General features: G+C 70.5%; 24 protein-coding genes. 9 read left to right on the forward strand and 15 right to left on the reverse strand.

Features of this window, described 5'->3' with window-relative positions; translation table 11 throughout:
- The first annotated feature begins 67 nt into the window (after positions 1-67).
- The 3 genes from ACFUNE_RS09930 (at position 68) to ACFUNE_RS09940 (ending at position 2,862) form a co-directional block, all read left to right on the forward strand.
- Complete coding sequence (locus ACFUNE_RS09930) at positions 68-634, forward strand: PadR family transcriptional regulator (protein WP_383564590.1); 567 nt, start codon at positions 68-70, stop codon at positions 632-634.
- A gap of 47 nt (positions 635-681) precedes the next feature.
- Positions 682-2,400, forward strand: coding sequence for an acyl-CoA dehydrogenase family protein (locus ACFUNE_RS09935; RefSeq protein WP_383564592.1), 1,719 nt, complete (start codon positions 682-684; stop codon positions 2,398-2,400).
- A 105-nt stretch (positions 2,401-2,505) separates the two neighbouring features.
- Positions 2,506-2,862 (forward strand): hypothetical protein, encoded by a 357-nt coding sequence (locus ACFUNE_RS09940; protein ID WP_383564594.1) that lies wholly within the window; start codon positions 2,506-2,508, stop codon positions 2,860-2,862.
- 57 nt (positions 2,863-2,919) lie between these two features.
- Here ACFUNE_RS09940 and ACFUNE_RS09945 read toward each other — a convergent pair whose 3' ends face one another.
- Positions 2,920-3,549, reverse strand: coding sequence for a TMEM175 family protein (locus ACFUNE_RS09945; RefSeq protein ID WP_383564596.1), 630 nt, complete (start codon positions 3,547-3,549; stop codon positions 2,920-2,922).
- 144 nt (positions 3,550-3,693) lie between these two features.
- Positions 3,694-3,942, reverse strand: coding sequence for a DUF5133 domain-containing protein (locus tag ACFUNE_RS09950; protein ID WP_383564598.1), 249 nt, complete (start codon positions 3,940-3,942; stop codon positions 3,694-3,696).
- Between the two features lie 157 nt (positions 3,943-4,099).
- Here ACFUNE_RS09950 and ACFUNE_RS09955 point away from each other — a divergent pair, with 157 nt between their 5' ends.
- Entirely contained in the window at positions 4,100-4,774 is a 675-nt protein-coding gene (locus ACFUNE_RS09955; RefSeq protein WP_383564600.1) for a DUF998 domain-containing protein, read from the forward strand.
- Positions 4,775-4,891: 117 nt separating this feature from the next.
- Here ACFUNE_RS09955 and ACFUNE_RS09960 read toward each other — a convergent pair whose 3' ends face one another.
- From ACFUNE_RS09960 to ACFUNE_RS10010, 11 genes are all read right to left on the reverse strand, one after another.
- Positions 4,892-5,707 (reverse strand): SAM-dependent methyltransferase, encoded by an 816-nt coding sequence (locus ACFUNE_RS09960; protein WP_383564602.1) that lies wholly within the window; start codon positions 5,705-5,707, stop codon positions 4,892-4,894.
- Between the two features lie 220 nt (positions 5,708-5,927).
- Positions 5,928-6,917: a polysaccharide deacetylase family protein gene (locus tag ACFUNE_RS09965; protein WP_383564604.1), complete on the reverse strand. Its 990-nt coding sequence runs from the start codon at positions 6,915-6,917 to the stop codon at positions 5,928-5,930.
- An 84-nt stretch (positions 6,918-7,001) separates the two neighbouring features.
- Positions 7,002-8,003, reverse strand: coding sequence for a glycoside hydrolase family 11 protein (locus ACFUNE_RS09970; RefSeq protein ID WP_383564606.1), 1,002 nt, complete (start codon positions 8,001-8,003; stop codon positions 7,002-7,004).
- Positions 8,004-8,662: 659 nt separating this feature from the next.
- Positions 8,663-9,340 (reverse strand): potassium-transporting ATPase subunit C, encoded by a 678-nt coding sequence (locus ACFUNE_RS09975; RefSeq protein ID WP_383564608.1) that lies wholly within the window; start codon positions 9,338-9,340, stop codon positions 8,663-8,665.
- 20 nt (positions 9,341-9,360) lie between these two features.
- On the reverse strand, positions 9,361-11,454 hold the full coding sequence (kdpB, locus tag ACFUNE_RS09980) for a potassium-transporting ATPase subunit KdpB (RefSeq protein WP_383564610.1): 2,094 nt from the start codon (positions 11,452-11,454) through the stop codon (positions 9,361-9,363).
- Positions 11,451-13,115, reverse strand: coding sequence for a potassium-transporting ATPase subunit KdpA (gene kdpA, locus ACFUNE_RS09985; protein ID WP_383564612.1), 1,665 nt, complete (start codon positions 13,113-13,115; stop codon positions 11,451-11,453). Before kdpA ends, kdpB begins: the two co-directional genes overlap by 4 nt.
- Positions 13,116-13,123: 8 nt before the next feature.
- Positions 13,124-13,213 (reverse strand): K(+)-transporting ATPase subunit F, encoded by a 90-nt coding sequence (kdpF, locus tag ACFUNE_RS09990; protein WP_033304754.1) that lies wholly within the window; start codon positions 13,211-13,213, stop codon positions 13,124-13,126.
- Positions 13,210-13,347, reverse strand: coding sequence for a hypothetical protein (locus ACFUNE_RS09995; protein ID WP_383564615.1), 138 nt, complete (start codon positions 13,345-13,347; stop codon positions 13,210-13,212). Before ACFUNE_RS09995 ends, kdpF begins: the two co-directional genes overlap by 4 nt.
- 189 nt (positions 13,348-13,536) lie before the next feature.
- Positions 13,537-14,874: a diaminopimelate decarboxylase gene (gene lysA / locus ACFUNE_RS10000; RefSeq protein WP_383564617.1), complete on the reverse strand. Its 1,338-nt coding sequence runs from the start codon at positions 14,872-14,874 to the stop codon at positions 13,537-13,539.
- Positions 14,875-14,888: 14 nt separating this feature from the next.
- Entirely contained in the window at positions 14,889-15,227 is a 339-nt protein-coding gene (locus ACFUNE_RS10005; protein ID WP_383564619.1) for an SAV_915 family protein, read from the reverse strand.
- 230 nt (positions 15,228-15,457) lie between these two features.
- A complete protein-coding gene (locus ACFUNE_RS10010; RefSeq protein ID WP_383564983.1) occupies positions 15,458-16,309 on the reverse strand; it encodes a class I SAM-dependent methyltransferase in 852 nt (283 codons plus the stop codon).
- A 311-nt stretch (positions 16,310-16,620) separates the two neighbouring features.
- Between ACFUNE_RS10010 and ACFUNE_RS10015 the strand changes: the two genes are divergently transcribed.
- From ACFUNE_RS10015 to ACFUNE_RS10030, 4 genes are all read left to right on the forward strand, one after another.
- Positions 16,621-17,190 (forward strand): TetR/AcrR family transcriptional regulator, encoded by a 570-nt coding sequence (locus tag ACFUNE_RS10015; RefSeq protein WP_383564621.1) that lies wholly within the window; start codon positions 16,621-16,623, stop codon positions 17,188-17,190.
- A 52-nt stretch (positions 17,191-17,242) separates the two neighbouring features.
- Positions 17,243-18,433 carry a GDSL-type esterase/lipase family protein gene (locus ACFUNE_RS10020; RefSeq protein ID WP_383564623.1) on the forward strand — a complete coding sequence of 397 codons (1,191 nt, stop codon included), beginning with the start codon at positions 17,243-17,245 and terminating at the stop codon, positions 18,431-18,433.
- A 234-nt stretch (positions 18,434-18,667) separates the two neighbouring features.
- A complete protein-coding gene (locus ACFUNE_RS10025) occupies positions 18,668-20,833 on the forward strand; it encodes a SpoIIE family protein phosphatase (RefSeq protein WP_383564625.1) in 2,166 nt (721 codons plus the stop codon).
- A gap of 303 nt (positions 20,834-21,136) precedes the next feature.
- On the forward strand, positions 21,137-21,700 hold the full coding sequence (locus tag ACFUNE_RS10030; protein WP_383564627.1) for a dihydrofolate reductase family protein: 564 nt from the start codon (positions 21,137-21,139) through the stop codon (positions 21,698-21,700).
- A gap of 7 nt (positions 21,701-21,707) precedes the next feature.
- Here ACFUNE_RS10030 and ACFUNE_RS10035 read toward each other — a convergent pair whose 3' ends face one another.
- Entirely contained in the window at positions 21,708-22,175 is a 468-nt protein-coding gene (locus ACFUNE_RS10035; RefSeq protein ID WP_383564984.1) for a DUF6924 domain-containing protein, read from the reverse strand.
- Positions 22,176-22,394: 219 nt separating this feature from the next.
- Between ACFUNE_RS10035 and ACFUNE_RS10040 the strand changes: the two genes are divergently transcribed.
- Positions 22,395-23,021, forward strand: coding sequence for an HD domain-containing protein (locus ACFUNE_RS10040; RefSeq protein ID WP_383564629.1), 627 nt, complete (start codon positions 22,395-22,397; stop codon positions 23,019-23,021).
- Between the two features lie 245 nt (positions 23,022-23,266).
- Here ACFUNE_RS10040 and ACFUNE_RS10045 read toward each other — a convergent pair whose 3' ends face one another.
- Positions 23,267-23,833, reverse strand: a complete 567-nt coding sequence (locus ACFUNE_RS10045; protein WP_383564631.1) for a CGNR zinc finger domain-containing protein — start codon at positions 23,831-23,833, stop codon at positions 23,267-23,269.
- Positions 23,834-23,870 lie beyond the last annotated feature (37 nt).

Genomic DNA, 23,870 nt, shown 5'->3' on the forward strand with positions numbered 1-23,870 from the left:
GGGTGAGGCGCGTCTCACCCGGCCGCCGTCGCTTGCTATGCAACCAGTTGCATAGAACGATCGGGGCATGGCGCTCGAACACGCGATCCTCGTCTCCCTGCTGGAGCAGCCAGGCTCCGGCTACGAGCTGGCCCGGAGGTTCGAGCGGTCCATCGGATACTTCTGGACGGCCACGCACCAGCAGATCTACCGCGTCCTCAAGCGCATGGAGAACGACGGCCTGCTCGATGTCCGCGACGTCCCGCAGGAGCGCCGGCCGGACAAGAAGGAGTACTCCGTCGCGAGCCCCGGCCGCGCCGCCCTCGCCGACTGGCTTCACGAACCGATCGAACCCGAGAGCCTCCGCCACGACCTCGCCGTGAAGATCCGGGGCGCCGCCTTCGACGACCCGGCCGCGCTGCTCCACGAGGTCGAGCGGCACCACCGGGTGCACAGCGACCGGCTCGCGCACTACCTCGCCGGGGAGCTGCGCGACTTCACCGGGCCCGGCGCGCCCGCACCGCTCGACGCGGGTCAGGAGCTGCAGCACGTCGTGCTGCGGGGCGGCATCGCGTACGAGCGGATGACGGTCGCCTGGCTCGACGACGTGCTCGCCACCCTCCACAGGCTCGGCGCGGCCGGGCCCCGTACCTGAACCGTCCCGCACCCTCTCGCCCACACCGCCCCGGAAGGCGTATCACCATGGCCGACACGCTGCTGTTCAACCCGCGCACCTACGACCCGTCGCACTTCGACCCCGAGACCCGCAGGCTGCTGCGCGCCACCGTCGACTGGTTCGAGGCCCGCGGCAAGCGCCGTCTCGTCGAGGACTACCGGTCCCGCGCCTGGCTGGGCGACTTCCTGGACTTCGCCTCCAAGGAAGGCCTGTTCGCCACCTTCCTCACCCCCGCCTCCGCCGCGGAGCGGGAGGACCAGCGCTGGGACACCGCCAGGATCGCCGCGCTCAACGAGATCTTCGGCTTCTACGGCCTCGACTACTGGTACGCCTGGCAGGTGACCATCCTCGGTCTCGGCCCGGTGTGGCAGAGCGGCAACGCCGCCGCCCGCAGCCGCGCGGCACAGCTCCTCTCCGAGGGCGAGGTGTTCGCCTTCGGGCTGTCGGAGAAGGCGCACGGCGCCGACATCTACTCCACCGACATGCTCCTGGAGCCGGACGGTGACGGCGCCTTCCTGGCCACCGGTTCGAAGTACTACATAGGCAACGGCAACGCGGCCGGCCTCGTCTCCGTCTTCGGCCGCCGCACCGACGTCGAGGGCCCCGACGGCTACGTCTTCTTCGCGGCCGACAGCCGCCACCCCGCCTACCACCTGGTGAAGAACGTCGTCGACTCCTCCAAGTACGTCAGTGAGTTCCGCCTCGACGGCTACCCGGTCGGCCCCGACGACGTCCTGCACACCGGGCGCGCCGCCTTCGACGCGGCGCTCAACACCGTCAACGTGGGCAAGTTCAACCTCTGCACCGCCTCGATCGGCATCTGCGAGCACGCGATGTACGAGGCCGTGACCCACGCGCACAACCGGATGCTCTACGGCCGCCCCGTGACCGCCTTCCCGCACGTCCGCCGCGAGCTGGCCGACGCGTACGTCCGGCTCGTCGGCATGAAGCTCTTCAGCGACCGCGCCGTCGACTACTTCCGCTCGGCCGGACCCGACGACCGCCGTTACCTGCTGTTCAACCCCATGACGAAGATGAAGGTGACCACCGAGGGCGAGAAGGTCATCGACCTGATGTGGGACGTGATCGCCGCCAAGGGCTTCGAGAAGGACACCTACTTCGCCCAGGCGGCGGTGGAGATCCGCAGTCTGCCCAAGCTCGAGGGAACGGTCCACGTCAACCTCGCCCTCATCCTGAAGTTCATGCGCAACCACCTGCTGGAGCCGGCCGCGTACGAGCCCGTGACGACCCGCCTGGACGCCGCGGACGACGCGTTCCTCTTCCGGCAGGGCCCGGCCCGCGGTCTCGGCTCGGTGCGCTTCCACGACTGGCGCCCGGCCTACGACGCGTACGCCGCCGTTCCCAACGTCGCCCGCTTCCGGGAGCAGGCGGACGCCCTGTGCGCCTTCGTGGCGGAGTCCGCACCCGACGAACAGCAGAGCCGGGACCTCGACTTCCTGCTGTCCGTCGGCCAGCTCTTCGCGCTGGTGGTCCACGGTCAGCTGATCCTGGAGCAGGCCCGGCTGACCGGCCTGGACGAGGACGTGCTGGACGAGCTGTTCTCGGTTCTCGTCCGCGACTTCTCCGCCAACGCGGTCGAGCTGCACGGCAAGGACTCCGCCACCGCGGAACAGCAGGCCTGGGCCCTCGCGGCCGTCCGGCGTCCGGTCGTCGACGACGCCCGCTCGGCGCGGGTCTGGGACCGCGTCGAGGCTCTGTCCGGGGCCTACGAGATGGCGGAGTAGCGCCGACCGGGTACAAGGCCGGGGCCGGACCGCTTCGTCGGCGCTCGCGGGGGCATATGGAAGGTCCGGCAGCCGGATCCGGCCGGCTGCCAGGAGGAGGAGACCATGAACACGGTGTGGACCTGGCAGACACAGCTGGACCGTTCGCCGGGCGACGATGTGATCGGTTACGGCGTGGAGGCCGCGGACGGGAGCCTGGGCACCGTCATCAGGCTCTCGCCGGTGGCGGGCTTCGACCACCTGGTGATCGACGCGGGGGTCTGGAAGTTCGGGAGAAGCGTCGTCGTGCCGGCCGGACTGGTGACCGCCGTCGACGACGTTGAACGGGTGATCCAGGTCGGGTGCACCAAGGACCAGATCATGGACGCCCCACGCTTCGAGCGCGATCAGGACACCGGCGATCTCTTCTATCTGCGGGGGCTCGGCGCGTACTACGAGACCCTGGCCACCACTCCTGAGTGACGGCGGAAGCCGGCGCCACCGCACTCCGTGGCGTCGGCCCGCGCCGTCCGCCCCGCGTCAGAAGGGCCGCGCGCGACGGGTTCTGTGGCCGAGCACGGCCTTGACCGGGACGAGCGCCAGCCACGACCACATGGCGGCCGCGGGGGAGAGGGCATAGGCGAGCGGCACGGTGGCTCCGAAGACCACGGCTGTGCCCCCCAGGTCGGCGGCGATGGAGCGGGCTGTCCGTTCCGTGGCCCGGCCCTGCGGCCACGACCCGCGCAGTCCGGTCCTCAGCACAGCCAGTTCCAGCAGGTTGGTGATGCTCACGGCACCCGCGTAGACCGCGACGGCCAGGGGCTCGGAGGCGTATTCCGAGAGCAGCGAGGTCGGGAAGGGGATGAGCGCGATCGCCCCCAGCCAGATGAGCGCGAACCTCAGCGCCGGCCCGTCGAACCGCGGGACCAGCTCCATGATCCGGCGGTGGTCGCGCCAGAAGGCAGCCAGGATCATGAAGCTCAGGACGTAGGCGCCGAGGTCCGGCAGGACGTCGCGGACGGCATCCCGGAAATCCTCGGCGGTCAGGCCCGGCGGCACACGGACATCGAGCACCAGCAGCGTCATGGCGATCGCGAAGATGCCGTCGGACAGGGCGGTGAGCCGCTCCGTGGTCTTCTCGTCACCCGTTCCCGCCCGGCTCTCGTCCACCCGCCCAGCGTCCAGGGGCCGAGGCGGTACCGGGCGGGATTAGGCCGACGGCGGGCATGCCGCGCGCCGGCCGGAGAGAGCGGCCCGGCCCGGTATTTCGGTGCCGGTTTCCCGGAGGTCCGGCCTCCGGGTCAGGCCGCCGGGTCAGGCCGCCCGGAGGCTGTCGTCCGGCCGGCGAAGACCGGGGGAGACCGTGGCCCGCATGCCGAGCATCGAGTCCGCGACGTGGAGGGCCTGCCGGACGGCCTGGGTTCCGGTCATCACGCACAGGGTGTAGGCGGCGTCCTCCACGACCCGTGCGCTCGCCTCGGTGGAGCGGCGGGCATCCTCGATCCGCGCGTCGGCGTAGCGGGCCAAGGCCACTCTCAGGTCCTGGGGACTGGGTGTCAGCACAGCGGGTTCTCCTCTGGGTTCGGTCCATGTCCGGGGCGGCGGGTCGCACACCGTCATGTGATCCGGCGTCACACGTCTACCCCCTGGCGAGCGGAGTACGCTCCGCTGCCAGCGTGTGCACCGACGGTTGCCGCCGTCGGCGTTCTACCGTTCACCGATGCGATCTGTCCCCTGGTGGGTGCTGTTCTCCTCGGTGAGCGCCCCGGTCCTCCTCGTCGGCGGCTGGGCGGTCTCCGCGGAGCTCCAGGGACCCGGTTACGACCCCGCGTCGGCGACGATCAGCATCCTCGCCTCCGACGGCGCCGCCGGGTACTGGGTGATGACGTCGGCTCTGCTCGCTCTGGGAGCCTGCCATCTCGTCACCGCCTGGGGACTGCGCCCCGCCGCACTGTCCGGACGGGTGGCGCTGGCCGGCGGTGGGCTCTCGGCGATGCTGCTGGCCCTGTTCCCGGCGCCGAGCAGCGGCGGCTCGTTCGACCACGGCGTGGTGGTGGCCGTGGGGTTCCTGCTGCTCGCGGTGTGGCCGGTCCTCGCCGTGCGCCGGAGCACCTCTCTCCGGCGGGCCACGCCGGCCCGCGGAGCGGACCCGTGGCCGCGTCCTGCTACGCCGCAGGCCCCGGCGATGACGGCGCCTTGGGGGCTGCGGCCCGTGCCGTCCGTCACGGCGACCGCGCTGATGTGGCTCGGCGGGGCCTGGTTCCTGCTCGCCCTGTTCGTCCTCGACACCGCGGGAGCGGCCGAGCGCGTCATCACGTTCGCGCAGTCGTTCTGGCCGCTCGTCGTGGCCGTCTCCTGCTTCCGGCACACCGACGGCGAAGGGCAGCCGGCATGAGTCCCCGGGGCTGCGGGCCGCTCCGCCCCGGGACGTGGTTCCCCTACCCGCGGGCCGGCCGGGGCTGACCTCGGTGGACCCGCCCCGGAGGGCCACCGAGGGCGGCGCGGTGCCGGACTACGGCTTGCGGCCCACCGCCACGTAGCCGGCGCTGATGACGTCGTCCTGGCCGGGTACCGGATCACCCAGCTCGGGGTGCCACGCCTCGGCCGCCACGATGCCCGGCTCGACGATGTCGAGTCCGTCGAAGAAGCGGGAGAACTGATCACGGGTGCGGGGCGCCAGGGTGAGCGTGTTCGCCTTGTACATCTCGTCGACCTTGCGGGCCTCGGCCGGGTGGAAGTCGGCCGTGAGGTGTGAGATCACCACATGGCTGCCCGGCGCGAGCACACGGGTCAGCCGGTCCACCAGCGCGTAGGCGCCGTCCTCGTCGCTCACGAAGTGCAGCAGCGAGATCAGCGAGAGCGCGACCGGGCGGCTGAAGTCCAGTGTCCTGCCCGCGTGTTCGAGAATGACGTCCACGTCCCGGGCGTCCGCCTGCACGTAGTCGATGGCGCCCTCCCCGCTGCCCTTGAGCAGGGCCTCGGCGTGCGCCAGGACGATCGGATCGTTGTCGCAGTAGACGACTCGCGCGTCCGGGGCGGCCTGCTGCGCCACCTGGTGGAGGTTGGGCTCCGTCGGTATCCCGGTGCCGATGTCGAGGAACTGCCGGATTCCGTTGGCCGTCAGCCATCGGGTGGCGCGGTGCATGAACGCCCGGTTCACCTTCGCCATGACCGGGACCCCGGGTTCCACGGCGAGCATCTGCCGGCCCATGGCCTCGTCCACGGGGTAGTTGTCCTTGCCCCCGAGGAACCAGTCGTACATCCGGGCGGGATGAGGTCTGCTGGTGTCGATGCGCAGGGCGGGGGCATCGTTCTCCGGTCGGGACATGGCGAACTCCTGGTGGGGCGCGGCAGCGGATGATCAGCTTGCGAACAGAATAGGGAACGCGAGCGCCGGTCACGTCGCCCGTCGGCCAACTCATGCGCTGTCGCTGGTGACTTCGCCGGGCTTGTCGGCTACGTACCGGATGGTGGCCCCGGCCGGGACGAGCCGGTGGGGACGGCCTGCCAGGGCCGCCCCCACCGCTCCGTTCGACGGCCCGTGCCGGTCAGCCGGTGTTGCAGGAGACGGTCGGCCAGGTCCAGTTGCCGTTGGCCTGGATGGTGGCGCCCCAGGTGTTGCCGCTGCCGTTGGATCTGGCGGTCAGGACCTGTGCGCTGGGGTAGGCGGCGGTGGTGTTCCAGGTGGAGAGGACTTTGGCGGGGGAGGGGATGTTCATCGTGACGGTCCAGTTGCTGGAGCCGGAGACCGAGACGTTGAGGTTGTAGCGGTCGCTCCATTTGTCGCCCGCGGTGACGGTGGCGGTGCACCCTCCACCGCCACCGCCGCCCGTGCCGCCGCCGTCGGGTGCCACGGCGCGGCCTGTCTGCGGTGAGATCATGCCGGCGCACAGCCCCCGGCTCGCCAGGCCCTGCGCGATGCGGGGGATGGCGGCGAGCGTGTTGGCCGGCCAGTCGTGCATGAGGATGATCTGGCCGTTGGTGAGCCGGGCGTTCGCCGCCACGATCGCGTCGGTGCTCGCGCTGTTCCAGTCCTGCGAGTCGACGTCCCAGATGATCTGGGTGAGGCCGTACTTGGCCGCGGCCGCCCGCACCGTCGCGTTGGTCTCACCGTACGGAGGGCGGAACAGCTTCGGCGTGCCCCCGCCGCCGGCGGCGATGGCCTGCTGGGTGCGGGAGAGCTCGGAGTCGACCTGAGCCTGGCTCTGCTGGATCAGGTGCGGGTGGGTGTAGCTGTGGTTGCCGACCCACATGCCGGCGTCGACCTGTGCACGGACCTGGGCCGGGTTGGACGCGGCGTACTGCCCCTGGTTGAACATCGTGGCCCGCAGCCCGTTCTGCTTCAGGGCGTTGAGCAGGCCGGGTGTGCTGCCCGACGGGCCGTCGTCGAAGGTGAGGCCGACGTACCCGTTGCACGCGGCGGACGAGGCGGCGTGCGAGGGAGTGGTGTCTACGGCGACCGCGGCGGTCGCGGCCATCGCGGCGACTGCCAGTGCCGTGGTCACGGGCCGTAGGGACAGGCGTGGAGTGATTCGCATGCGGGTGTCCTTCGCGTCCGGTGAATGGGGGGCGGGTGCGGGGCGGCGGGCATGGACCGCCGCCCCGCCTGTGCGATGTGCCGGTCAGCCGGTGTTGCAGGAGACGGTCGGCCAGGTCCAGTTGCCGTTGGCCTGGATGGTGGCGCCCCAGGTGTTGCCGCTGCCGTTGGATCTGGCGGTCAGGACCTGTGCGCTGGGGTAGGCGGCGGTGGTGTTCCAGGTGGAGAGGACTTTGGCGGGGGAGGGGATGTTCATCGTGACGGTCCAGTTGCTGGAGCCGGAGACCGAGACGTTGAGGTTGTAGCGGTCGCTCCATTTGTCGCCCGCGGTGACGGTGGCGGTGCACCCTCCACCGCCACCGCCGCCCGTGCCGCCGCCACCGTCCGAGGTGCCGCCCACGGTGATGTTGGAGTTGCCGCTGCTCTGGTAGCCCTCGGTGGCCATGATCATGTAGTTGAAGGTGCCCAGGTTCATGCCGTTCCGGGCCCACGCGTCGAAGTGGTTGCCGGTCGTGATGGTTCCACCGGTGCGCTTCGACTGACGGACGCTCCAGAACTGCTTGAACGTGCGAGTGCCCTCGATGGAGGGTGCGTTGACGCGGGTCGTCTCGTAGATGTCGTACGTTCCGCCGTCGCTGGTGACCGTGCCCTTGAACGTGCCCGTCGGGCGGTAGGTGCCCCAGTTGTCGACGATGTAGTACTCCACGAGGGGGTTCGTCGACCATCCGTAGAGGGTCAGGTACGCGTTGCCGGACGGGTTGAAGGTGCCCGAGTAGGTCACACTCCTGCGTCCGCCCGTGCTCCAGCCCTTGCCCGCGACGAAGTTGCCGGTATTGCTCCACGAGGTGCCGTAGCCGCCGCCGGACGCCAGGTTCATCGAGACGGAGCCGGGGCTGTCGGTCCAGAAGGAGTAGTAGTAGCCGTTGTTGGTGCCGGTCTGGTTCGAGTTGATGACCGTGTCGGCGCTGGCGGCGCCGGGCAGGGCCAGGACGGCCACGGCTGCCGTCGCCGTGGCGAAGGCGTTGCGGATGAACCGTCTGAGCCGGCCGGGCGTGCGGCTCGTCGACTGTGCGGGTGCGTCGTTCATGTGCGTGCTTTCCTCCTCGTCCTCGTGAGGCCGGGTGGGGGGCCGGGCAGCGCGAGACGCCCTCTGTGGGGGTGTCGGTGGAGCAGGCGGAGACGGTGAACCGTGCGTCGGTGCCGCGCGGCCCGGCCGGGCCTCGGGCCGGTCGTCGCGTTGGGCGACCGGCCTGAGCGCCGGGTCGGGGTGGACCCGGATCGGCAGTGGTTGAGGTCTGCCAACGGCGAACAGTGTTGAACTGGGCCTGTCAGGTGTCAATAGTTTCGGCATGAATTACGAAAGCGTCGAATGGCCGGATGGGCCGTCGCGTGCTTGTTTATGCAGTTCATAGGCCATGCCAATCGATCGAAACGAATTGTGCTTCTGTTGCGTCGAAAGTTTCGACTCAGGAAATCTCGCTGAGGACATCGAAAGTTTCGAAGCCTTTCGAGTCTTGTTGCGACGCGGGTGGACGAGTACGGTGACGACTCCCCGGCGCGGTGGGTCCGGGCACGCGGACGGCCCGGATCGCGGATCCGGGCCGTTTTCGGTGAGTGCTGCCGGAGAGCCCGGCGTGGGAGAGCCGCGTACCGGGTCGCGCGGAGCGGGAGAGCCCGCGCCGCCGTCGGAGCCGGATCGGCGCCGGGCCGCGATCCCGTCCGGAACCGCGGCCCGGCGCCGGGGGATCAGGCCTTGCTCACCGCCTTGAGCGCGCTGTTGAGCTCCAGCACGTTGACGCGGGGCTCGCCCATGAAGCCGAGCGTGCGGCCCTCGGTGTGCTCGGCCACGAGTTCGGCCACCTGCCGCACGGGAAGGGCGTTCCGCTCGGCGACACGGTTGACCTGGAGCTTCGCGTACGCCGGGGAGATGTCGGGATCGAGACCCGAGCCGGAGGACGTGACGGCGTCGGCCGGGACGTCCTCCGGCCGCACCGTGTGGTCAGGGGTGGAGTTGTCCGCCACGACGGCGGCCTTCGCCTCGGTGACCCACTTGACCAGGTCGGCGTTGTCCGCGGCACGGTTGGTGGCTCCGGAGAGGATCAGTGAGTACCGGAGGTTGACGCTGTTGCTGCCCAGGCCGTTCGAGGGGCGGGGCTGGAACCACCTCAGGTCCGGCTTCGCCGCCTCGTCCGGGTCGTCGGGGTTCCGCTTCGGCAGGTCGTAGGTCTGTCCGATCAACGAGGACCCGACGGTGTGTCCGCTTTCGTCACTGATCTCGGATCCGTTCGCCTTGCCGCTGAAGAGCGCCTGCGCGACGCCCGTGACGGTGAGCGGGTAGAGGACGCCGCAGACGACGCTCAGCACGAGAAGGGCGCGCAGCCCCGCCCCGAGCAGCCTGACGGTGTTCTTGAGGGAGGTGTTCATGGCTGATCAGCCGTTCTGGTTCAGGAGAGCCCGGGAATGAGGGAGATGAGCAGGTCGATGATCTTGATGCCGATGAACGGGGCCACCAGGCCGCCGAGCCCGTAGATCCCGAGATTGCGGCGGAGCATCCGGTCCGCGCCGGTCGGCCGGTACCGGACGCCCTTGAGGGCGAGCGGGACGAGGGCGACGATGATCAGCGCGTTGAAGATGACGGCCGACAGGATCGCGGACTCCGGTGACGCGAGGCCCATCACGTTGAGCTTGTCGAGGCCCGGATAGGCCACCGCGAACATGGCCGGGATGATCGCGAAGTACTTCGCGACGTCGTTGGCGATGGAGAACGTGGTGAGGGCGCCCCGCGTGATGAGGAGCTGCTTGCCGATCTCGACGATCTCGATCAGCTTGGTGGGATTGGAGTCCAGGTCCACCATGTTCCCGGCCTCCTTGGCGGCCGAGGTGCCGGTGTTCATCGCCACGCCCACGTCCGCCTGGGCGAGGGCGGGGGCGTCGTTGGTGCCGTCCCCCGTCATCGCGACGAGTTTGCCGCCCGCCTGCTCCCGCTTGATGAGGGCCATCTTGTCCTCGGGCGTGGCCTCGGCGAGGAAGTCGTCGACTCCCGCCTCCTCGGCGATCGCCTTGGCCGTCAGCGGGTTGTCACCCGTGATCATGACGGTCCTGATGCCCATCCGGCGAAGCTCGGCGAAGCGCTCCCGCATGCCGTCCTTGACGACGTCCTTCAGGTGGATGACCCCCAGGACGCGGGCGCCCTTCGCGTCCTCCACGGCGACCAGCAGCGGTGTGCCGCCCGCCTCGGAGATCCGGTCGGCGAGGGCGCCGGCGTCGTCGGCCACCCGGCCGCCCCGCTCCTTCACCCATGCCACGACCGAACCGGCCGCACCCTTGCGGGCCCTGAGGCCGTCCACGTCCACCCCCGACATACGGGTCTGTGCCGTGAAGGCGACCCACGTGGCGTGGGCGAGCTCGCCCTGATGGCGTTCGCGCAGGCCGTACCTCTCCTTCGCGAGCACCACGACGGAGCGGCCCTCGGGAGTCTCGTCGGCCAGCGACGACAACTGCGCGGCGTCGGCCAGCTCCGCCTCGCTCGTGCCCCTCACCGGTACGAATTCCGCGGCCTGCCGATTGCCCAGCGTGATGGTGCCGGTCTTGTCGAGCAGCAGGGTCGAGACATCACCCGCCGCCTCCACGGCCCGCCCTGACATGGCCAGGACGTTGCGCTGGACCAGGCGGTCCATGCCGGCGATGCCGATCGCGGAGAGGAGCGCGCCGATGGTCGTCGGGATCAGACAGACCAGCAGGGCCGTGAGGACGATCAACGACTGCCTGGCGCCGGCGTAGATCGCGAACGGCTGGAGCGTCACGACGGCGAGGAGGAAGACGATGGTCAGCGAGGCCAGCAGGATGTTGAGCGCGATCTCGTTGGGGGTCTTCTGCCGGGCCGCGCCCTCCACCAGGGCGATCATCCGGTCGATGAAGGTCTCGCCAGGCTTGGTGGTGATCCTGACGACGATCCGGTCGGAGAGCACCTTCGTGCCGCCCGTGACGGCACTGCGGTCGCCGCCGGACTCCCGGATCACCGGAGCGGATTCGCCCGTGATGGCGGACTCGTCGACGGACGCGACGCCCTCGACGACGTCACCGTCGCCCGGGACGATGTCCCCGGCCTCGCAGACGACCAGGTCGCCGACGCGCAGTTCCGTGCCGGACACCTCCACCTCGTCGCGGCCGTTCAGGCGACGGGCGACCGTGTCCGTCCTGGCCTTGCGCAGGGTGTCCGCCTGGGCCTTGCCGCGGCCTTCGGCGACCGCCTCGGCGAGGTTGGCGAAGACCGTGGTCAGCCACAGCCAGGCGGTGATGGCCCAGCCGAACCAGTCACCCGGATCCCGCAGAGCCAGCAGTGTGGTGACCACCGAGCCCACGAGCACCACGAACATGACCGGGGACTTGATCATGACGCGCGGGTCGAGCTTCCGCACCGCGTCCGGGAAGGACCTGAGCAACTGCTTCGGGTCGAACAGACCCCCGCCGGCACGGCCTGGCCCGGCGCCGCCGGAGAGGTCTTCGTGCGGGGCACGGGTGGGGGCGGCGGTGCTCATGAGGTGAGTCCTTCGGCGAGCGGACCCAGCGCCAGGGCCGGGAAGTAGGTCAGACCGGTGATGATGAGGATCGTGCCGACGAGCAGGCCCGCGTAGAGGGGCTTGTCCGTCCGGAGGGTGCCGGCCGTGGCCGGGACCGGCCGCTGCTCGGCGAGTGAGCCCGCCAGGGCCAGGACGAACACGATCGGCAGGAAGCGGCCGAGCAGCATCGCGATGCCGATGGTGGTGTTGAACCACTGCGTGTCGGCGTTGAGTCCGGCGAAGGCGGAGCCGTTGTTGTTGGCGCCGGAGGTGTAGGCGTAGAGGATCTCGGAGAATCCGTGCGCGCCGCTGTTGGTCATCGAGTCGGGTGGAGTGGGCAGAGCCATCGCGACCGCGGTGAAGCAGAGCACCAGCGCCGGGGTGATCAGGATGTAGCACGCCGCGAACTTGATCTGGCGGGTCCCGATCTTCTTGCCCAGGTACTCGGGCGTACGGCCGACCATGAGGCCCGCGATGAACACCGCGATGACCGCCATGATGAGCATGCCGTAGAGGCCGGAGCCGACGCCGCCGGGGGCGATCTCGCCCAGCTGCATGCCCAGCATGGTGATACCGCCGCCGAGCCCCGTGTACGAGGAGTGGAAGGAGTTGACCGCGCCGGTCGAGGTCAGGGTGGTCGCCACGGCGAAGATCGACGATCCGCCGATGCCGAAGCGGGTCTCCTTGCCCTCCATCGCTCCGCCGGCGATCTCGAGAGCCGGACCGTGGTGGGCGAACTCGGTCCACATCATCAGGGCCGTGAAGCCGATCCAGATCGTGGCCATCGTGGCGAGGATCGTGTAGCCCTGCCGCAGGTTGCCGACCATACGGCCGAACGTGCGGGTCAGCGCGGACGGGATCAGCAGGATCAGGAAGATCTCGAAGAGGTTGGAGAACGGCGTCGGATTCTCGAAGGGGTGGGCGGAGTTGGCGTTGAAGTAGCCGCCGCCGTTCGTCCCCAGCTCCTTGATGGCCTCCTGCGAGGCGACCGCGCCGCCGTTCCACTGCTGGGTGGAGCCGGAGAACTGTCCGACCTCGTGGATGCCGGAGAAGTTCTGGATGACACCGCACGCCACCAGCACGATCGCGCCGACCACCGCGATCGGCAGCAGGATCCTGATCGTGCCGCGCACCAGGTCCGTCCAGAAGTTGCCGAGCTCGCCCGTGCGGGCGCGTGAGAAGCCGCGGACGAGCGCCACTGCCACGGCCATGCCGACCGCGGCCGAGACGAAGTTCTGCACCGCGAGACCGCCGGTCTGCACGACGTGGCCCATGGCCTGTTCGCCGTAGTACGACTGCCAGTTGGTGTTCGCCACGAAGGATGCCGCGGTGTTGAACGCCTGGTCCGGGTCGATCGAGGTGAAGCCGAGCGAACCGGGCAGTGCCCCCTGGAGGCGCTGGAGAGCGTAGAGGAAGAGGACGCTCACCGCGGAGAAAGCGAGGACGCCGCGCAGATAGGCGGGCCAGTGCATCGAGGCCGACGGATTGGCTCCGATGGCGCGGTAGATCCACTTCTCCGGCTTGAAATGCTTTTCGGAGGAGTAGACCCGGGCCATGTAGTCACCGAGCGGACGGTATGCGAGTGCCAGCGCGGCGATCAGCGCGAGCAGTTGGAGCACACCAGCTGTTACGGGGCTCATATCGGGCTTCAGAACCTCTCCGGGTACACGAGCGCAAGGACGAGGTACACCAGCAGGGAGACGGCCACGACCAGGCCGGCGATGTTCTCCGCGGTCACAGCTTCGTCACCCCCCTCGCGACGAGAGCCACCAGGGCGAAAACCGCGATCGTGGTGACGACGAAGGCCAGGTCGGCCATCGTGAGCTCCTGAATGAAGTGAATGAAATGGAATCGACCGGTGCGGCCGATCAAAAGCAAACCGTATGGTCAGCCGTGCGGTGATCCCCTTTGACGGGCTCCATACGGGCGCGGCGGAATTCTTGACGCCGTCCGTACGGGAGTGTTTTCGGGCAGGCGTACGCCACCCCTTTCCGTTTCGCGCATCACCTGCGGAAGCGCTGTTCGGAAAGGGGTGGCGTCATACGGAAATCCGGGCCGGATCTACTCCCCGACGTCCCGGCTGCGGAAATCGTCGAGGGTCTCCCGGCGTACCAGCAGACGGGCGGAGCCGTTCCGGACCGCCACCACAGGGGGCCTGCCGACCAGGTTGTACCCGGAGGCCATGGACAGGTGGTAAGCGCCTGCCACGGGTACGGCGACGAGGTCACCGGGGCGGATGTCGCCGGGGAGTTCCACGTCTGCGGCGAGGACGTCGCCCGCCTCGCAGTGCCGGCCCACCACCGTCGCCGTCGTCGGCGCGGCGGGGGAGCGCCGGCCGATCAGGCGCGGCGCGTAGCGGGCGCCGTACAGGGCGGGCCGGGGGTTGTCGCTCATGCCCCCGTCCACCGCCACGAAGACCTGGCCGCCCGTGCGTTTGACGGCCAGGACCCGGTAGAGCGCCACCCCGGCCGGCCCCGTGACCGCCCGGCCCGGTTCGACGACGAGCCGGGGGACATCCAGTCCGGCGGCCGCGCAGCTCGCGGAGAGCTCTCCGCGCAGCGCGCGGGCGAGGGCCGTGAGGTCGAGTCCGGGCTCGCCGGGCCGGTAGGGGACGCCGTGGCCGCCGCCCATGTCGAGCTCGGGCAGTGCGATGCCGTGGACGTCCCGGATCCGGGCCATCAGCCCCACCATGCGGCGCAGGGAGGCGACGTACGGCTCGACGTCCGTGATCTGCGAGCCGATGTGGCAGTGCAGGCCGGTCAGCCGGAGCTGCGGCTGGCTCAGGATGCGGGCGACCGCGTGCTCCGCCGACCCGTCGGCCAGGGAGAGCCCGAACTTCTGCCCGTCCGTACCGGTACGGATCTTCTCGTGGCCGCCGGCGGAGACACCGGGCGTCACCCTGAGCATCACGCGTTGATGACCGTGCGGTCCCACGGCCGCGGCGAGCCGTGCGATCTCCGAGGGGCTGTCGATGACGAGTCGGCCGACCCCCAGCCGCAGCGCCGTCTCCAGGTCGCGCGGCGACTTCGCGTTGCCGTGCATGACGATCCGCTCCGGCGGGAAGCCGCTGGTGACCGCGAGCTCCAGTTCGCCCGCCGAGCACACGTCCAGCCCGAGGCCCTCGTCGCGCACCCAGTGGATGACGGCCCGGCACAGCAGTGCCTTGGCGGCGTACATGACGTCGGCGTCCGGGAAGGTCTCCCGGTACATGCGGCAGCGGGTCCGGACCTCCGCCTCGTCCAGTACGTAGACCGGTGTGCCGAAACGGTGGGCGACCTGGGCCAGGGGCACCCCGCCGACGAGGACGTCCCCGTCCGGCAGCCGGCGGGCGGAGGCGGGCCACACGGCAAGGCCGTCGGCGTCGTCGGCGGCCCGGCCCGGGACGAGAGCCGTGGTCATGACCCCGTCCCCGTTCACAGGGCCCGGACCGGGAGGCGGCCCGGGAGGGGCTCCGACGCGGTGACGGGGTGCGCCGACAGGGCCGGGTCGACCGTCAGCAGATGCGCGCCGAGCGGTGCGCAGAGGGCGCGCAGCAGGCCCTCCGACAACTGGACGTACGCCTGTTTCCCGCCCAGGGTCCGGGCCAGCCGCTCCGAGGTCGTGAATCCGACGGCCGTGCGTGTGCCCAGGGGAGTGCGGAACAGCCTGATCGCCGTCCGCGCTCCGTCTCCCGGCCGGACGGGCACGTACAGACGCCCGGCCGGGAGCGGTTCCTCGGGCTCGGGATCACTTTCGTACCGGAACAGACACATGGGGCCCTCCAGGGGTTCTACGGCGACCGGTGGCGCCCCGGGAGCGGGAAGGCGGTCCGGGGCGTGACACCGAAGCTATCCCCGCGAGGGCGTCTCCCGGCCCGGCCCCTGACGGCACCTTGACGCCCGACGGCCCTGTCCATACAGGTCCCTGACGGGCGGGCGCCGGCAGCCGCGGGCCGGGCGGAAACCGTGGTCGCGCACCTCACCGGGCGTATCCGCCCGGATGGTCACGGATCGGTGGGCCCGTCCTTTCCCCAGATGAACACCTCGGTGCTTGGCACGCGTTCGGAGAACCGGCCCAAGGGCGACGCCGCCCGCAGGAGGGCCCTCAGATCCGCCTCGAAGTCCTCACGGCGCGAGCCGAACAGGTGCGGGGCCGAGGACGAGAGCGAGAAGACTCCGGCGACCACGTCGTCACACGTACGCTCCAGCGCCTGGCCGCCGGGGACGACGTGACGCCGGGGCCCCGAGAAGCCTGCCCGCGAGAGCACCACCGCCTCGCCGCCCGGAGTCCCCTGCGGCAGTACGCCGCGCCCCGCGCGACGCACCGGTCCCAGGTAACGCCTGACCACGTCGCCCATCGCGGCGTGGGGCACCGCCGGATGCGGCAGGCCGTCGACGGACCGGGTCTCCGTCTTCAGGTCCGAGATGTGCACCAGTGAGCCGCCGGGCAGGAGCATGCCCCTGACCGTTGCCGCCACCAGATCACGATCCATCCAGTGGAAGGACTGGGCGAAGACCGCGACGGCGAACTTCCCGAGGTCCGCCGGGAGTTCCTCGGCCCTGGCCCGGACCCACCGTGCCTTCCCGGCGACACCCGCCAGGTCCGCCGCACGTTCGGCTTCGGTGATCATCCCGCCGTCCGGGTCCACTCCGACGACTTCGCGGAACAGGTGCGCCAGCCTCAGAGCGACTGTGCCCGGCCCGCATCCCACGTCGATGAGGCGTCCCTGCCCGTCCGGGCGCAGCGCGCGGTCGAGAACATCCGCCAGCCCGGGGGCGTACGGAAGCCGTCCGCGGCGGTAGTGGGCGGCCGCGCCGGAGAAGAGTGTGTCGTCCCATTCCCAGCCGGAGGCCATCTGTTGCACGCCCTTCCAGCTTCCCGCTTCCAGCTTCCCGCTTCCCGCGACAGCTGACGAGGAAGCCCCACCTTAAGGGCGCCTCGTCGGGCGCGTGCCGACGAGGCGCCGTGCCGGGCGAGCGGTCCGGTGCGGCCACCGGGCCGGGGCCCGCACCGTTCCGATCGCCGATGTGGCTGAGGTGGAAGGCCGACGGTCGCCGACCGTAGGCCGAGACCCGCCCGGAGTGGGCTTCGACCTTATTGGTTTCGGTATTTGCCTAGTAGGGTTAGGAAAATGCATAATCGAACCTGCCCGAGGGGATGGTGGCCATGGCAAGAGCAGGACTGACCGCAGAACGCCTCACGCAGGCCGGAGCGGTGCTGGCCGACGAGGTCGGCTTCGACAAGGTGACCGTCGCGGCACTCGCCCGGCAGTTCGGTGTGAAGGACGCGAGTCTCTACTCGCACGTGAAGAGCTCGCACGACCTCAAGACCAGGATCGCCCTGCTGGCCCTGGCCGAACTCGCCGACCGCGTCGCCGCGGCACTGGCCGGGCGAGCGGGGAAGGACGCGCTGGAGGCGTTCGCGAACGCCTACCGCGACTACGCCAGGGAGCACCCGGGCCGTTACGCCGCCGCGCAGCTCAGGCTGGACCCGGACGCGGCTGCCGCCAGTGCCGGAGGCAGGCACGCCCAGATGACGCGGGCGATCCTGCGCGGCTACGACCTGACGGAGCCGGACCAGACGCACGCGGTCCGGCTGCTGGGCAGCGTGTTCCACGGCTACATCAGCCTGGAGTCGGGCGGAAGCTTCAGCCACAGCGCCCCCGGCACGCAGGAGACCTGGTCGCGGGTCCTGGACGCACTCGACGCCCTGCTGCGCAACTGGCCCGCGCCCTGACCGGGCCGGCGCCACGGACCGGATACACACACCCGTACGGACGGCGGAGACGATGAGCCCCCAGCCCCAGCTGATGACCACCCCCCTCACCGAGGACCTGCTGCGCGGCGCCCTCGACCTGGAGCGCACCGAGCACGGGCTGCTGCCCCACCGGCTGCCCGCCCGCGCCCGCGCCCAGAACACCGACGGGCAGCTGGCCATGGCGGAGGCCCAGCCCTCCGGGGTGCGGCTCCTCCTCCGGACCCGGGCCACCCTCGTGGAGCTGGACACGCTGCCCACCAAGCGGACGTACGTGGGAGCCCCGCCCCGCCCGGACGGTGTCTACGAGCTGCTCGTGGACGGCCACCCGGCCGGCCGGGCCTGCGCCGACGGTGGCAACACCCTCATCATCGACATGGCCGCGGGATCCGCGGAGGTCAGGCCGGGGCCGGTGGGCACCGTCCGCTTCAGCGGTCTGCCGGCCGAGCCGAAGGACGTCGAGATCTGGCTGCCGCACAACGAGACCACCGAACTGGTCGCCCTGCGCACCGATGCCCCGGTCGAAGCCGTCCCGGACCGGGGGCGGCCGGTGTGGCTGCATCACGGCAGCTCCATCAGCCACGGTTCCGACGCCGCGAGCCCCACCACGACCTGGCCGGCGCTGGCCGCGGCACTCGGCGGGGTCGAACTGGTCAACCTGAGTTACGGCGGCGGCGCCCTGCTCGATCCGTTCACCGCGCGCGCCCTGCGTGACACGCCGGCGGACAGGATAAGCGTCAAGGCCGGCATCAACCTGGTCAACACCGACGTGATGCGCCTGCGGGCCTTCACCCCGGCCGTCCACGGCTTCCTCGACACCATCCGCGAGGGCCACCCCGACACGCCGCTGCTGGTCGTCTCGCCCATCCTGTGCCCCATCCACGAGGACACCCCGGGTCCCAGCGCGCCGGACCACAGCGCCATGAGCGAGGGGAGGCTGAGCTTCCGGGCCGCGGGGGACCCTGCTGAAACCGCTGCCGGCAAGCTGACGCTGAACGTCATCAGGCGCGAGCTCGCCCGTATCGTCGAGCAGCGGGCCTCCGAGGACCCGAACCTGTACTACCTCGACGGCCGCGCACTCTACGGCGAGGCGGACTCCGCCGAGCTGCCGCTTCCCGACGCCCTGCACCCCGACGCGGCCACGCACCGCCGGATCGGCGAACGCTTCGCGCGACTGGCGTTCCGCGCCGACGGCCCGCTCGGAGCGGACGGACCACGCCGCTGACCCGTTCCGCGCGCAGAGGTGTCCACGGGCGTGCCTACGACGGCCGGGCCGCCCGTGGTCGCGGTTCGTGCCCGGTGCGCAGGGGCGCCGGGCACGGGCGGAGCCCGGTCGAACGCGCCGGGACCGGCCGAGGGGCGGTTGAGAGCCCGGACGTACAAGAGCATTCTTGGACAGAGGCCGTACATGCGTGCTCGTGAGCGGCCTGCCGAGGCGGGGAGGACGAGTGATGGGCCCATGAACACGGGCGAGACGGGCCCCGCAGACACGCCTTCGGACACGGCCGGGCCCACCCCGGAAGCGGTCGGCGTCAGGCAACCCGCCGGCGTGCCGTCCGACGAGGCGCGCTGTCGGATCCTGGCCCAGCTGCCTGTGCCGGTGGCCTATTTCGGCCGGGACCAGCTCCTTTCCATGGCCAACGGGGCGGCGGCCGATTCCGTCAGCAGGACCGAGGCGTCGATGCTCGGACTGAGACCCGGTGAGGTGGAGCCAGGACTGTTCCTGGAGGGCGGGGCCGGGCTCGCCGAAGCGATCGCCCGCGTGCTGCGGACGGGCGAGGGCGAGCCGTACGAGTCGCACCTCATGGTGGAGGGCAGCGAGCACGTCTGGCAGGCGGCGATGTCGCCGGTACGCGACGCCGCCGGTGAGGTCGAGGGCGTATCCGTCGTGACACTCGATACGACCGACCAGTTCTGGGCGCGGAGACGCCTGGCCGTGCTGAACAAGGCCAGCAAGCGGATCGGCAGCACCCTGGACGTGGGCCGTACCGCCGAGGAACTGGCGGAGCTCGCCATCGAGGACTTCGCCGACTTCGTCACGGTCGACCTCCTCTCCGAGGTGCTGACGGGTGACGAGGCACGTTCCGTGCTCCACAGGGACACGATCAGCTTCCACCGGGTGGCCCAGCGGTCCGTGCTCGAAGGCTGCCCCGAGTCGGTCGTGCCCCTCGGCGAGATCCATTCCTACGACCGGGACTCCGTGGTGGGCCGCGCTCTGGTCCTCGGGGAGCCGGTGCGTGTCGCCGTCGACGACGAGGCTCTGCGGCACTGGGCGGCGGACGAGCCCGACCGGTCGCAGAGCATGCGTGAGAACAGGATCCATTCGGTGATGGTGGTGCCGCTGCGGGCCCGTGGCGTGACGCTCGGCACCACGCTGTTCTGCCGGCACCGGATGCCCGGGGCATTCGGTGCCGCCGATCTGCAGCTCGCCGCCGAGCTCGTCTCACGGGCGGCCGTCTGTGTGGACAACGCCCGTCGCTACACCCGCGAGCGGGCCACCGCACTCGCCCTTCAGCGCAGCCTGCTGCCCCGCCGGGCCGCCCGGCAGAAGGCCGTCGAGGTCACCGCGCGCTACCTCCCGAACACCAGCGGGGCCGGCATCGGAGGGGACTGGTTCGACGTCATCCCGCTCTCCGGCGCCCGGGTCGCCCTGGTGGTGGGCGACGTCGTCGGCCACGGCCTCCACGCCTCGGCCACCATGGGCAGGCTCCGCACCGCCGTACGGACGCTCGCCGACGTCGACCTCGCACCCGAGGAACTGCTCACCCAGCTCGACGACCTGGTGCTCACGCTCGACCGCGAACAGCCGGCCGACAGCTCCGAGAACGCACCCGTCGCCGGCGCGACCTGCCTCTACGCCGTGTACGACCCGGCGACGGGACACTGCACGATGGCCAGGGCGGGCCACCCGGAGCCGGTGGTGGCACGCCCGGACGGCACGGTCGAGCAACTGCCGCTGCCCGCCGGGCCGCCGCTCGGAGTGGGCGGCATCGCCTTCGAAGCGGCCGAGTTCGAACTGCCCGAGGGCAGCCGGCTCGCCCTGTACACGGACGGCCTGATCGAGACGGCCGGCGGGGACATCGACGCCGCACTCGCCGAGCTGCGCGACCTTCTCGGCCGTCCCGCGAGCACGCTCGAAGAAGCCTGCGACACCGTCATGGACGCACTCGTCCCCGAGCAGCCGGACGACGACGTCGCCCTCCTCCTGGCCCGCACACGGCGGCTCGACGCGGGCCACTACGCCTCGTGGGACCTCGCCGCGGATCCGGCCGTCGTCTCGAACGCCCGCAAGCGGGCCTCGGCGCAACTCGTGGCATGGGGCCTGGACGACGCGGTGTTCACCACGGAGCTGGTCGTCAGCGAGCTGGTCACCAACGCCATCCGCTACGGCGGGGACCCCATCCGGCTCCGGCTCATCCGGGACACCGCGCTCATCTGCGAGGTCACGGACGGCAGCAGCACAGCCCCCCATCTGCGCCGCGCCCGGATCTTCGACGAGGGCGGACGCGGCCTGCTGCTCGTCGCGAGCCTCACCGGGCGCTGGGGCACCCGCTACACCGGCACGGGCAAGACCATCTGGGCCGAACAGCCTCTGCCGGGAGCGGAGGAGGCGGACCTGGCCTGAGGCCACGGTCGAGATCTGTGCCGTACCTGGCCAGCTGAGGCAGTCGTCGGACGGATGACGGCTGCTCCGCTGGGTTGGGTATCCGTCGAGCTCGGCCGGAGGTCGCCGCCGGGAGAAGTACGCACGCCGACGCACAGCTCCCGCAGGATGCCGTCGCAACTCGGGTTCCGGCTCAGCAGGACGCGACTGCGCTGGAGACGGAAGCAGGCCCGGCCGAACATGCGGGCTCGGATCGCGCACCGATGAGATTCCTGCGGCGCGCCGGTCTGCACACTGGAGACCGATCCACGGAAGGCTGGCACCATGCGGAAACTGATCTACGGCATGAACCTGACTCTGGACGGCTACATCGCCGCGCCCGGCGACGACATCGGCTGGAGCGTGCCGAGCGACGAGCTGTTCCAGTTCTGGTCCGACCAGTTGGAGGCGACCGACCTGTCGCTGTACGGGCGCAAGCTGTGGCAGACGATGAGCTCCTACTGGCCCACCGCAGACCAGCAGCCCGACGCCACCCGGGCCGAGATCGAGTTCGCCCGTCGCTGGCGGGACATGTCGAAGGTGGTGTTCTCCTCGACGACCGACACGGTCGACTGGAACACCCGCCTGGTCACTGGCGACGTGGTCGCCGAGATCACCCGGCTCAAGACCGAGGACGGTGGCCCGATGGACATCGGCGGCGCGACGCTCGCCGGGGCGGCCATGCGGGCCGGGCTGATCGACGAGTACGTGCTGGCCACCGCGCCGGTCCTGGTGGGCAGCGGCACGCCGTTCTTCACCGTGCTGGACAACTGGGTGAACCTGAACCTGGTGGAGACGCGGACGCTTCCCTGCGGCGTGATCCTGACCAGGTACGAGACGAGGCGCTGAGCGCCCGTCAAGCGGGTCGAGCGCATGATGGTCCGGCTCCTCGACGAGGGCCCCCTTTCGCGGGCACCGGCCGCGTGCCGCTCGCTGGTCCGGTCAGATGGGCCGCAGCACCTGACTCGATGAGTACCTGGTAGTAGACGGGGTCGAGCTCGCTCTCGTCCTCCCAGTTGGTCGACAGAGCCGGCAACGCCCGCTCCGGCGACCGCATCGTCTCGCGGTCAGCGAGGAAGAGGACACTCAGATCCTCATTCACCGCAGCGGCCAGAACCTGGACAGCGGTTGCCCCTGACCAAGCAGACGCATCGACCAGCTGCACTCTCGCGGGAAACTCACCACCTGGCCCCCACGGCCGTCCCAACTCCCCAACCACCGCCGCGTTCCACGACTCGTCGTCGCTGAAGTCGGTCCTGATGACGACCACGTCGAACAAGTCACGTCCGACCTCGGGCAGCATTCGCTCAAGGTTCTCCGGCATCGTCACGCCCAGGACTTTCCCATGCCGCACTGACACCAGCCCCTGCGGGAGGTGATTAAGAGGAAAGGTCTGGGGCCTGTCCGGCGGATCTTGTCCGGGGCACGCGATCTTGGCATGCCCGCACCGGGCGCGCACGGCGGTGAAGAGTGGTCCCAGCGCGTCCAGAAGTCGCCGATGGCGGCTGGAGGGTGATCGGGACGGGGAGGGATAATCAGCAGCATGACTGTTCACAGCGGCCACGGAACCTCGACTGTACCCGCCGCCCCCGACACGGCTGCTTGCGCCGCCGCTCTCGAAGTCGCCACCGCCTACTGCTCTCCCGCGCTGCTGAACCATTCGGTGCGGTCCTACGTGTGGGCCTCCGCGTATGCAGCGCAGCGCGGCATCGAGCACGACGCCGAGTTGCTGTACGTGTCCGCGCTGCTCCACGACATCGGCCTGGTGGCAGAGTTCGATAGCCACACGACTGACTTCGACGTGGCTGGCGGGCACGTGGCCTGGGTGTTCGCGGCGGGTGCCGGGTGGCCGACAGAACGCCGACAGCGGCTGTCGGAGGTCATCGTCCGGCATATGTGGGACGCGGTAGACGTGCGGGAGGACCCGGAGGGCCACTTGCTGGAGCGGGCCACGGGCGTGGACATCTCGGGCCGGAACCTGGACGATTTCACCGCCGGGTTCCAGGCGAAGGTGCTGGCATGCTATCCGCGCGCAGGACTCTCGGACGAGTTCCTGGCCTGCTTCCACGACCAGGCCGCCCGCAAGCCGGAGAGCTCGCCGGCCGCGGCCGTCCGGGGTGGCCTCGCCGAGCGCGTCCGGGCGAACCCGCTGGACCGCCCGGTCAGCTGACCTGCCGAGGCAGACCGGCAGATGCGGCCGAGATCGTTGGTCCGTTCAGCCCATCTGCGGGGTGCCGGCAATAGCGCTGTCACCAGCCGCAAACGGCGATCATGTCCCGTGTGGGTGAGTCCGAGGCCGTACGGCTGCGGTGGGTGAGGCTCCGCGAGCACGATCAGTGCCGACGTCCCGCGTGACGCGACCCCGACGTCCGGCTGCCGCGGGCCCAGGGCCTGGGCCACCGTGCGCCTACGTGCTCATCCGGGGTCCTTGTGCTTGTTGGCATTGAAGCGTGCCTTCTTCTGGCGATTCCCGCACGTGTTCATGTCGCACCATTTACGGGTGCGGCTCTGGCTGGTGTCGAAGAAGGCGGCCCGGCAGGTCGGCGATGCGCACAAGGCCAGTTTTCCGTCTCGTTCGCCCGCGATGATGCTGATCGAGTCGGCGGCGACGACACTCAGCGCGTCCTCCACGCGGGAATCCGGGCTGAGGCGCCATTGCCGATGGCTCTCGGGCGTCAGGACGGCCGCGGCCCGACCCTGAGTGCTGCGGTCATTGATGACCTGGACAGCAGTCGCGGGAGGAGATTCCAGGATCGCGGCCGCTGTCAGGGCGGCGTGAATCGATTCCCTCAGTTCCCGGGCGAGTTCGAGCTGAGCGGTCGTGCAGGACTCCACGGTGAGGCCGTTCACCGCCAGCCAGTCGACGAGGCGCTGCGGCACGGGAATGCGTTCCACGGCGTCGCCGCGACGCTCCGTCAGGGTCGCCGTGAAGCTGGTCGCCAGCACCTTGCCGAGGCGGAAGTCGGGGAACCGGACATGCATGGAACCACCTTAGCGGGTTGCGCGCCGGCATCGCGGC

The sequence above is a fragment of the Streptomyces sp. NPDC057287 genome (assembly GCF_042667905.1).
GTDB lineage: Bacteria > Actinomycetota > Actinomycetes > Streptomycetales > Streptomycetaceae > Streptomyces.

Excerpts from the sequence above, each read along its gene's own strand:
- ACFUNE_RS09930 (WP_383564590.1), top strand. The coding sequence starts at position 68 with ATGGCGCTCGAACACGCGATCCTCGTCTCCCTGCTGGAGCAGCCAGGC.
- ACFUNE_RS09935 (WP_383564592.1), top strand. The coding sequence starts at position 682 with ATGGCCGACACGCTGCTGTTCAACCCGCGCACCTACGACCCGTCGCAC.
- ACFUNE_RS09940 (WP_383564594.1), top strand. The coding sequence starts at position 2,506 with ATGAACACGGTGTGGACCTGGCAGACACAGCTGGACCGTTCGCCGGGC.
- ACFUNE_RS09955 (WP_383564600.1), top strand. The coding sequence starts at position 4,100 with ATGCGATCTGTCCCCTGGTGGGTGCTGTTCTCCTCGGTGAGCGCCCCG.
- ACFUNE_RS09960 (WP_383564602.1), bottom strand. The coding sequence starts at position 5,707 with ATGTCCCGACCGGAGAACGATGCCCCCGCCCTGCGCATCGACACCAGC.
- ACFUNE_RS09965 (WP_383564604.1), bottom strand. The coding sequence starts at position 6,917 with ATGCGAATCACTCCACGCCTGTCCCTACGGCCCGTGACCACGGCACTG.
- ACFUNE_RS09970 (WP_383564606.1), bottom strand. The coding sequence starts at position 8,003 with ATGAACGACGCACCCGCACAGTCGACGAGCCGCACGCCCGGCCGGCTC.
- ACFUNE_RS09975 (WP_383564608.1), bottom strand. The coding sequence starts at position 9,340 with ATGAACACCTCCCTCAAGAACACCGTCAGGCTGCTCGGGGCGGGGCTG.
- kdpB (WP_383564610.1), bottom strand. The coding sequence starts at position 11,454 with ATGAGCACCGCCGCCCCCACCCGTGCCCCGCACGAAGACCTCTCCGGC.
- kdpA (WP_383564612.1), bottom strand. The coding sequence starts at position 13,115 with ATGAGCCCCGTAACAGCTGGTGTGCTCCAACTGCTCGCGCTGATCGCC.
- lysA (WP_383564617.1), bottom strand. The coding sequence starts at position 14,874 with ATGACCACGGCTCTCGTCCCGGGCCGGGCCGCCGACGACGCCGACGGC.
- ACFUNE_RS10005 (WP_383564619.1), bottom strand. The coding sequence starts at position 15,227 with ATGTGTCTGTTCCGGTACGAAAGTGATCCCGAGCCCGAGGAACCGCTC.
- ACFUNE_RS10010 (WP_383564983.1), bottom strand. The coding sequence starts at position 16,309 with ATGGCCTCCGGCTGGGAATGGGACGACACACTCTTCTCCGGCGCGGCC.
- ACFUNE_RS10015 (WP_383564621.1), top strand. The coding sequence starts at position 16,621 with ATGGCAAGAGCAGGACTGACCGCAGAACGCCTCACGCAGGCCGGAGCG.
- ACFUNE_RS10020 (WP_383564623.1), top strand. The coding sequence starts at position 17,243 with ATGAGCCCCCAGCCCCAGCTGATGACCACCCCCCTCACCGAGGACCTG.
- ACFUNE_RS10025 (WP_383564625.1), top strand. The coding sequence starts at position 18,668 with ATGAACACGGGCGAGACGGGCCCCGCAGACACGCCTTCGGACACGGCC.
- ACFUNE_RS10030 (WP_383564627.1), top strand. The coding sequence starts at position 21,137 with ATGCGGAAACTGATCTACGGCATGAACCTGACTCTGGACGGCTACATC.
- ACFUNE_RS10035 (WP_383564984.1), bottom strand. The coding sequence starts at position 22,175 with ATGCCGGAGAACCTTGAGCGAATGCTGCCCGAGGTCGGACGTGACTTG.
- ACFUNE_RS10040 (WP_383564629.1), top strand. The coding sequence starts at position 22,395 with ATGACTGTTCACAGCGGCCACGGAACCTCGACTGTACCCGCCGCCCCC.
- ACFUNE_RS10045 (WP_383564631.1), bottom strand. The coding sequence starts at position 23,833 with ATGCATGTCCGGTTCCCCGACTTCCGCCTCGGCAAGGTGCTGGCGACC.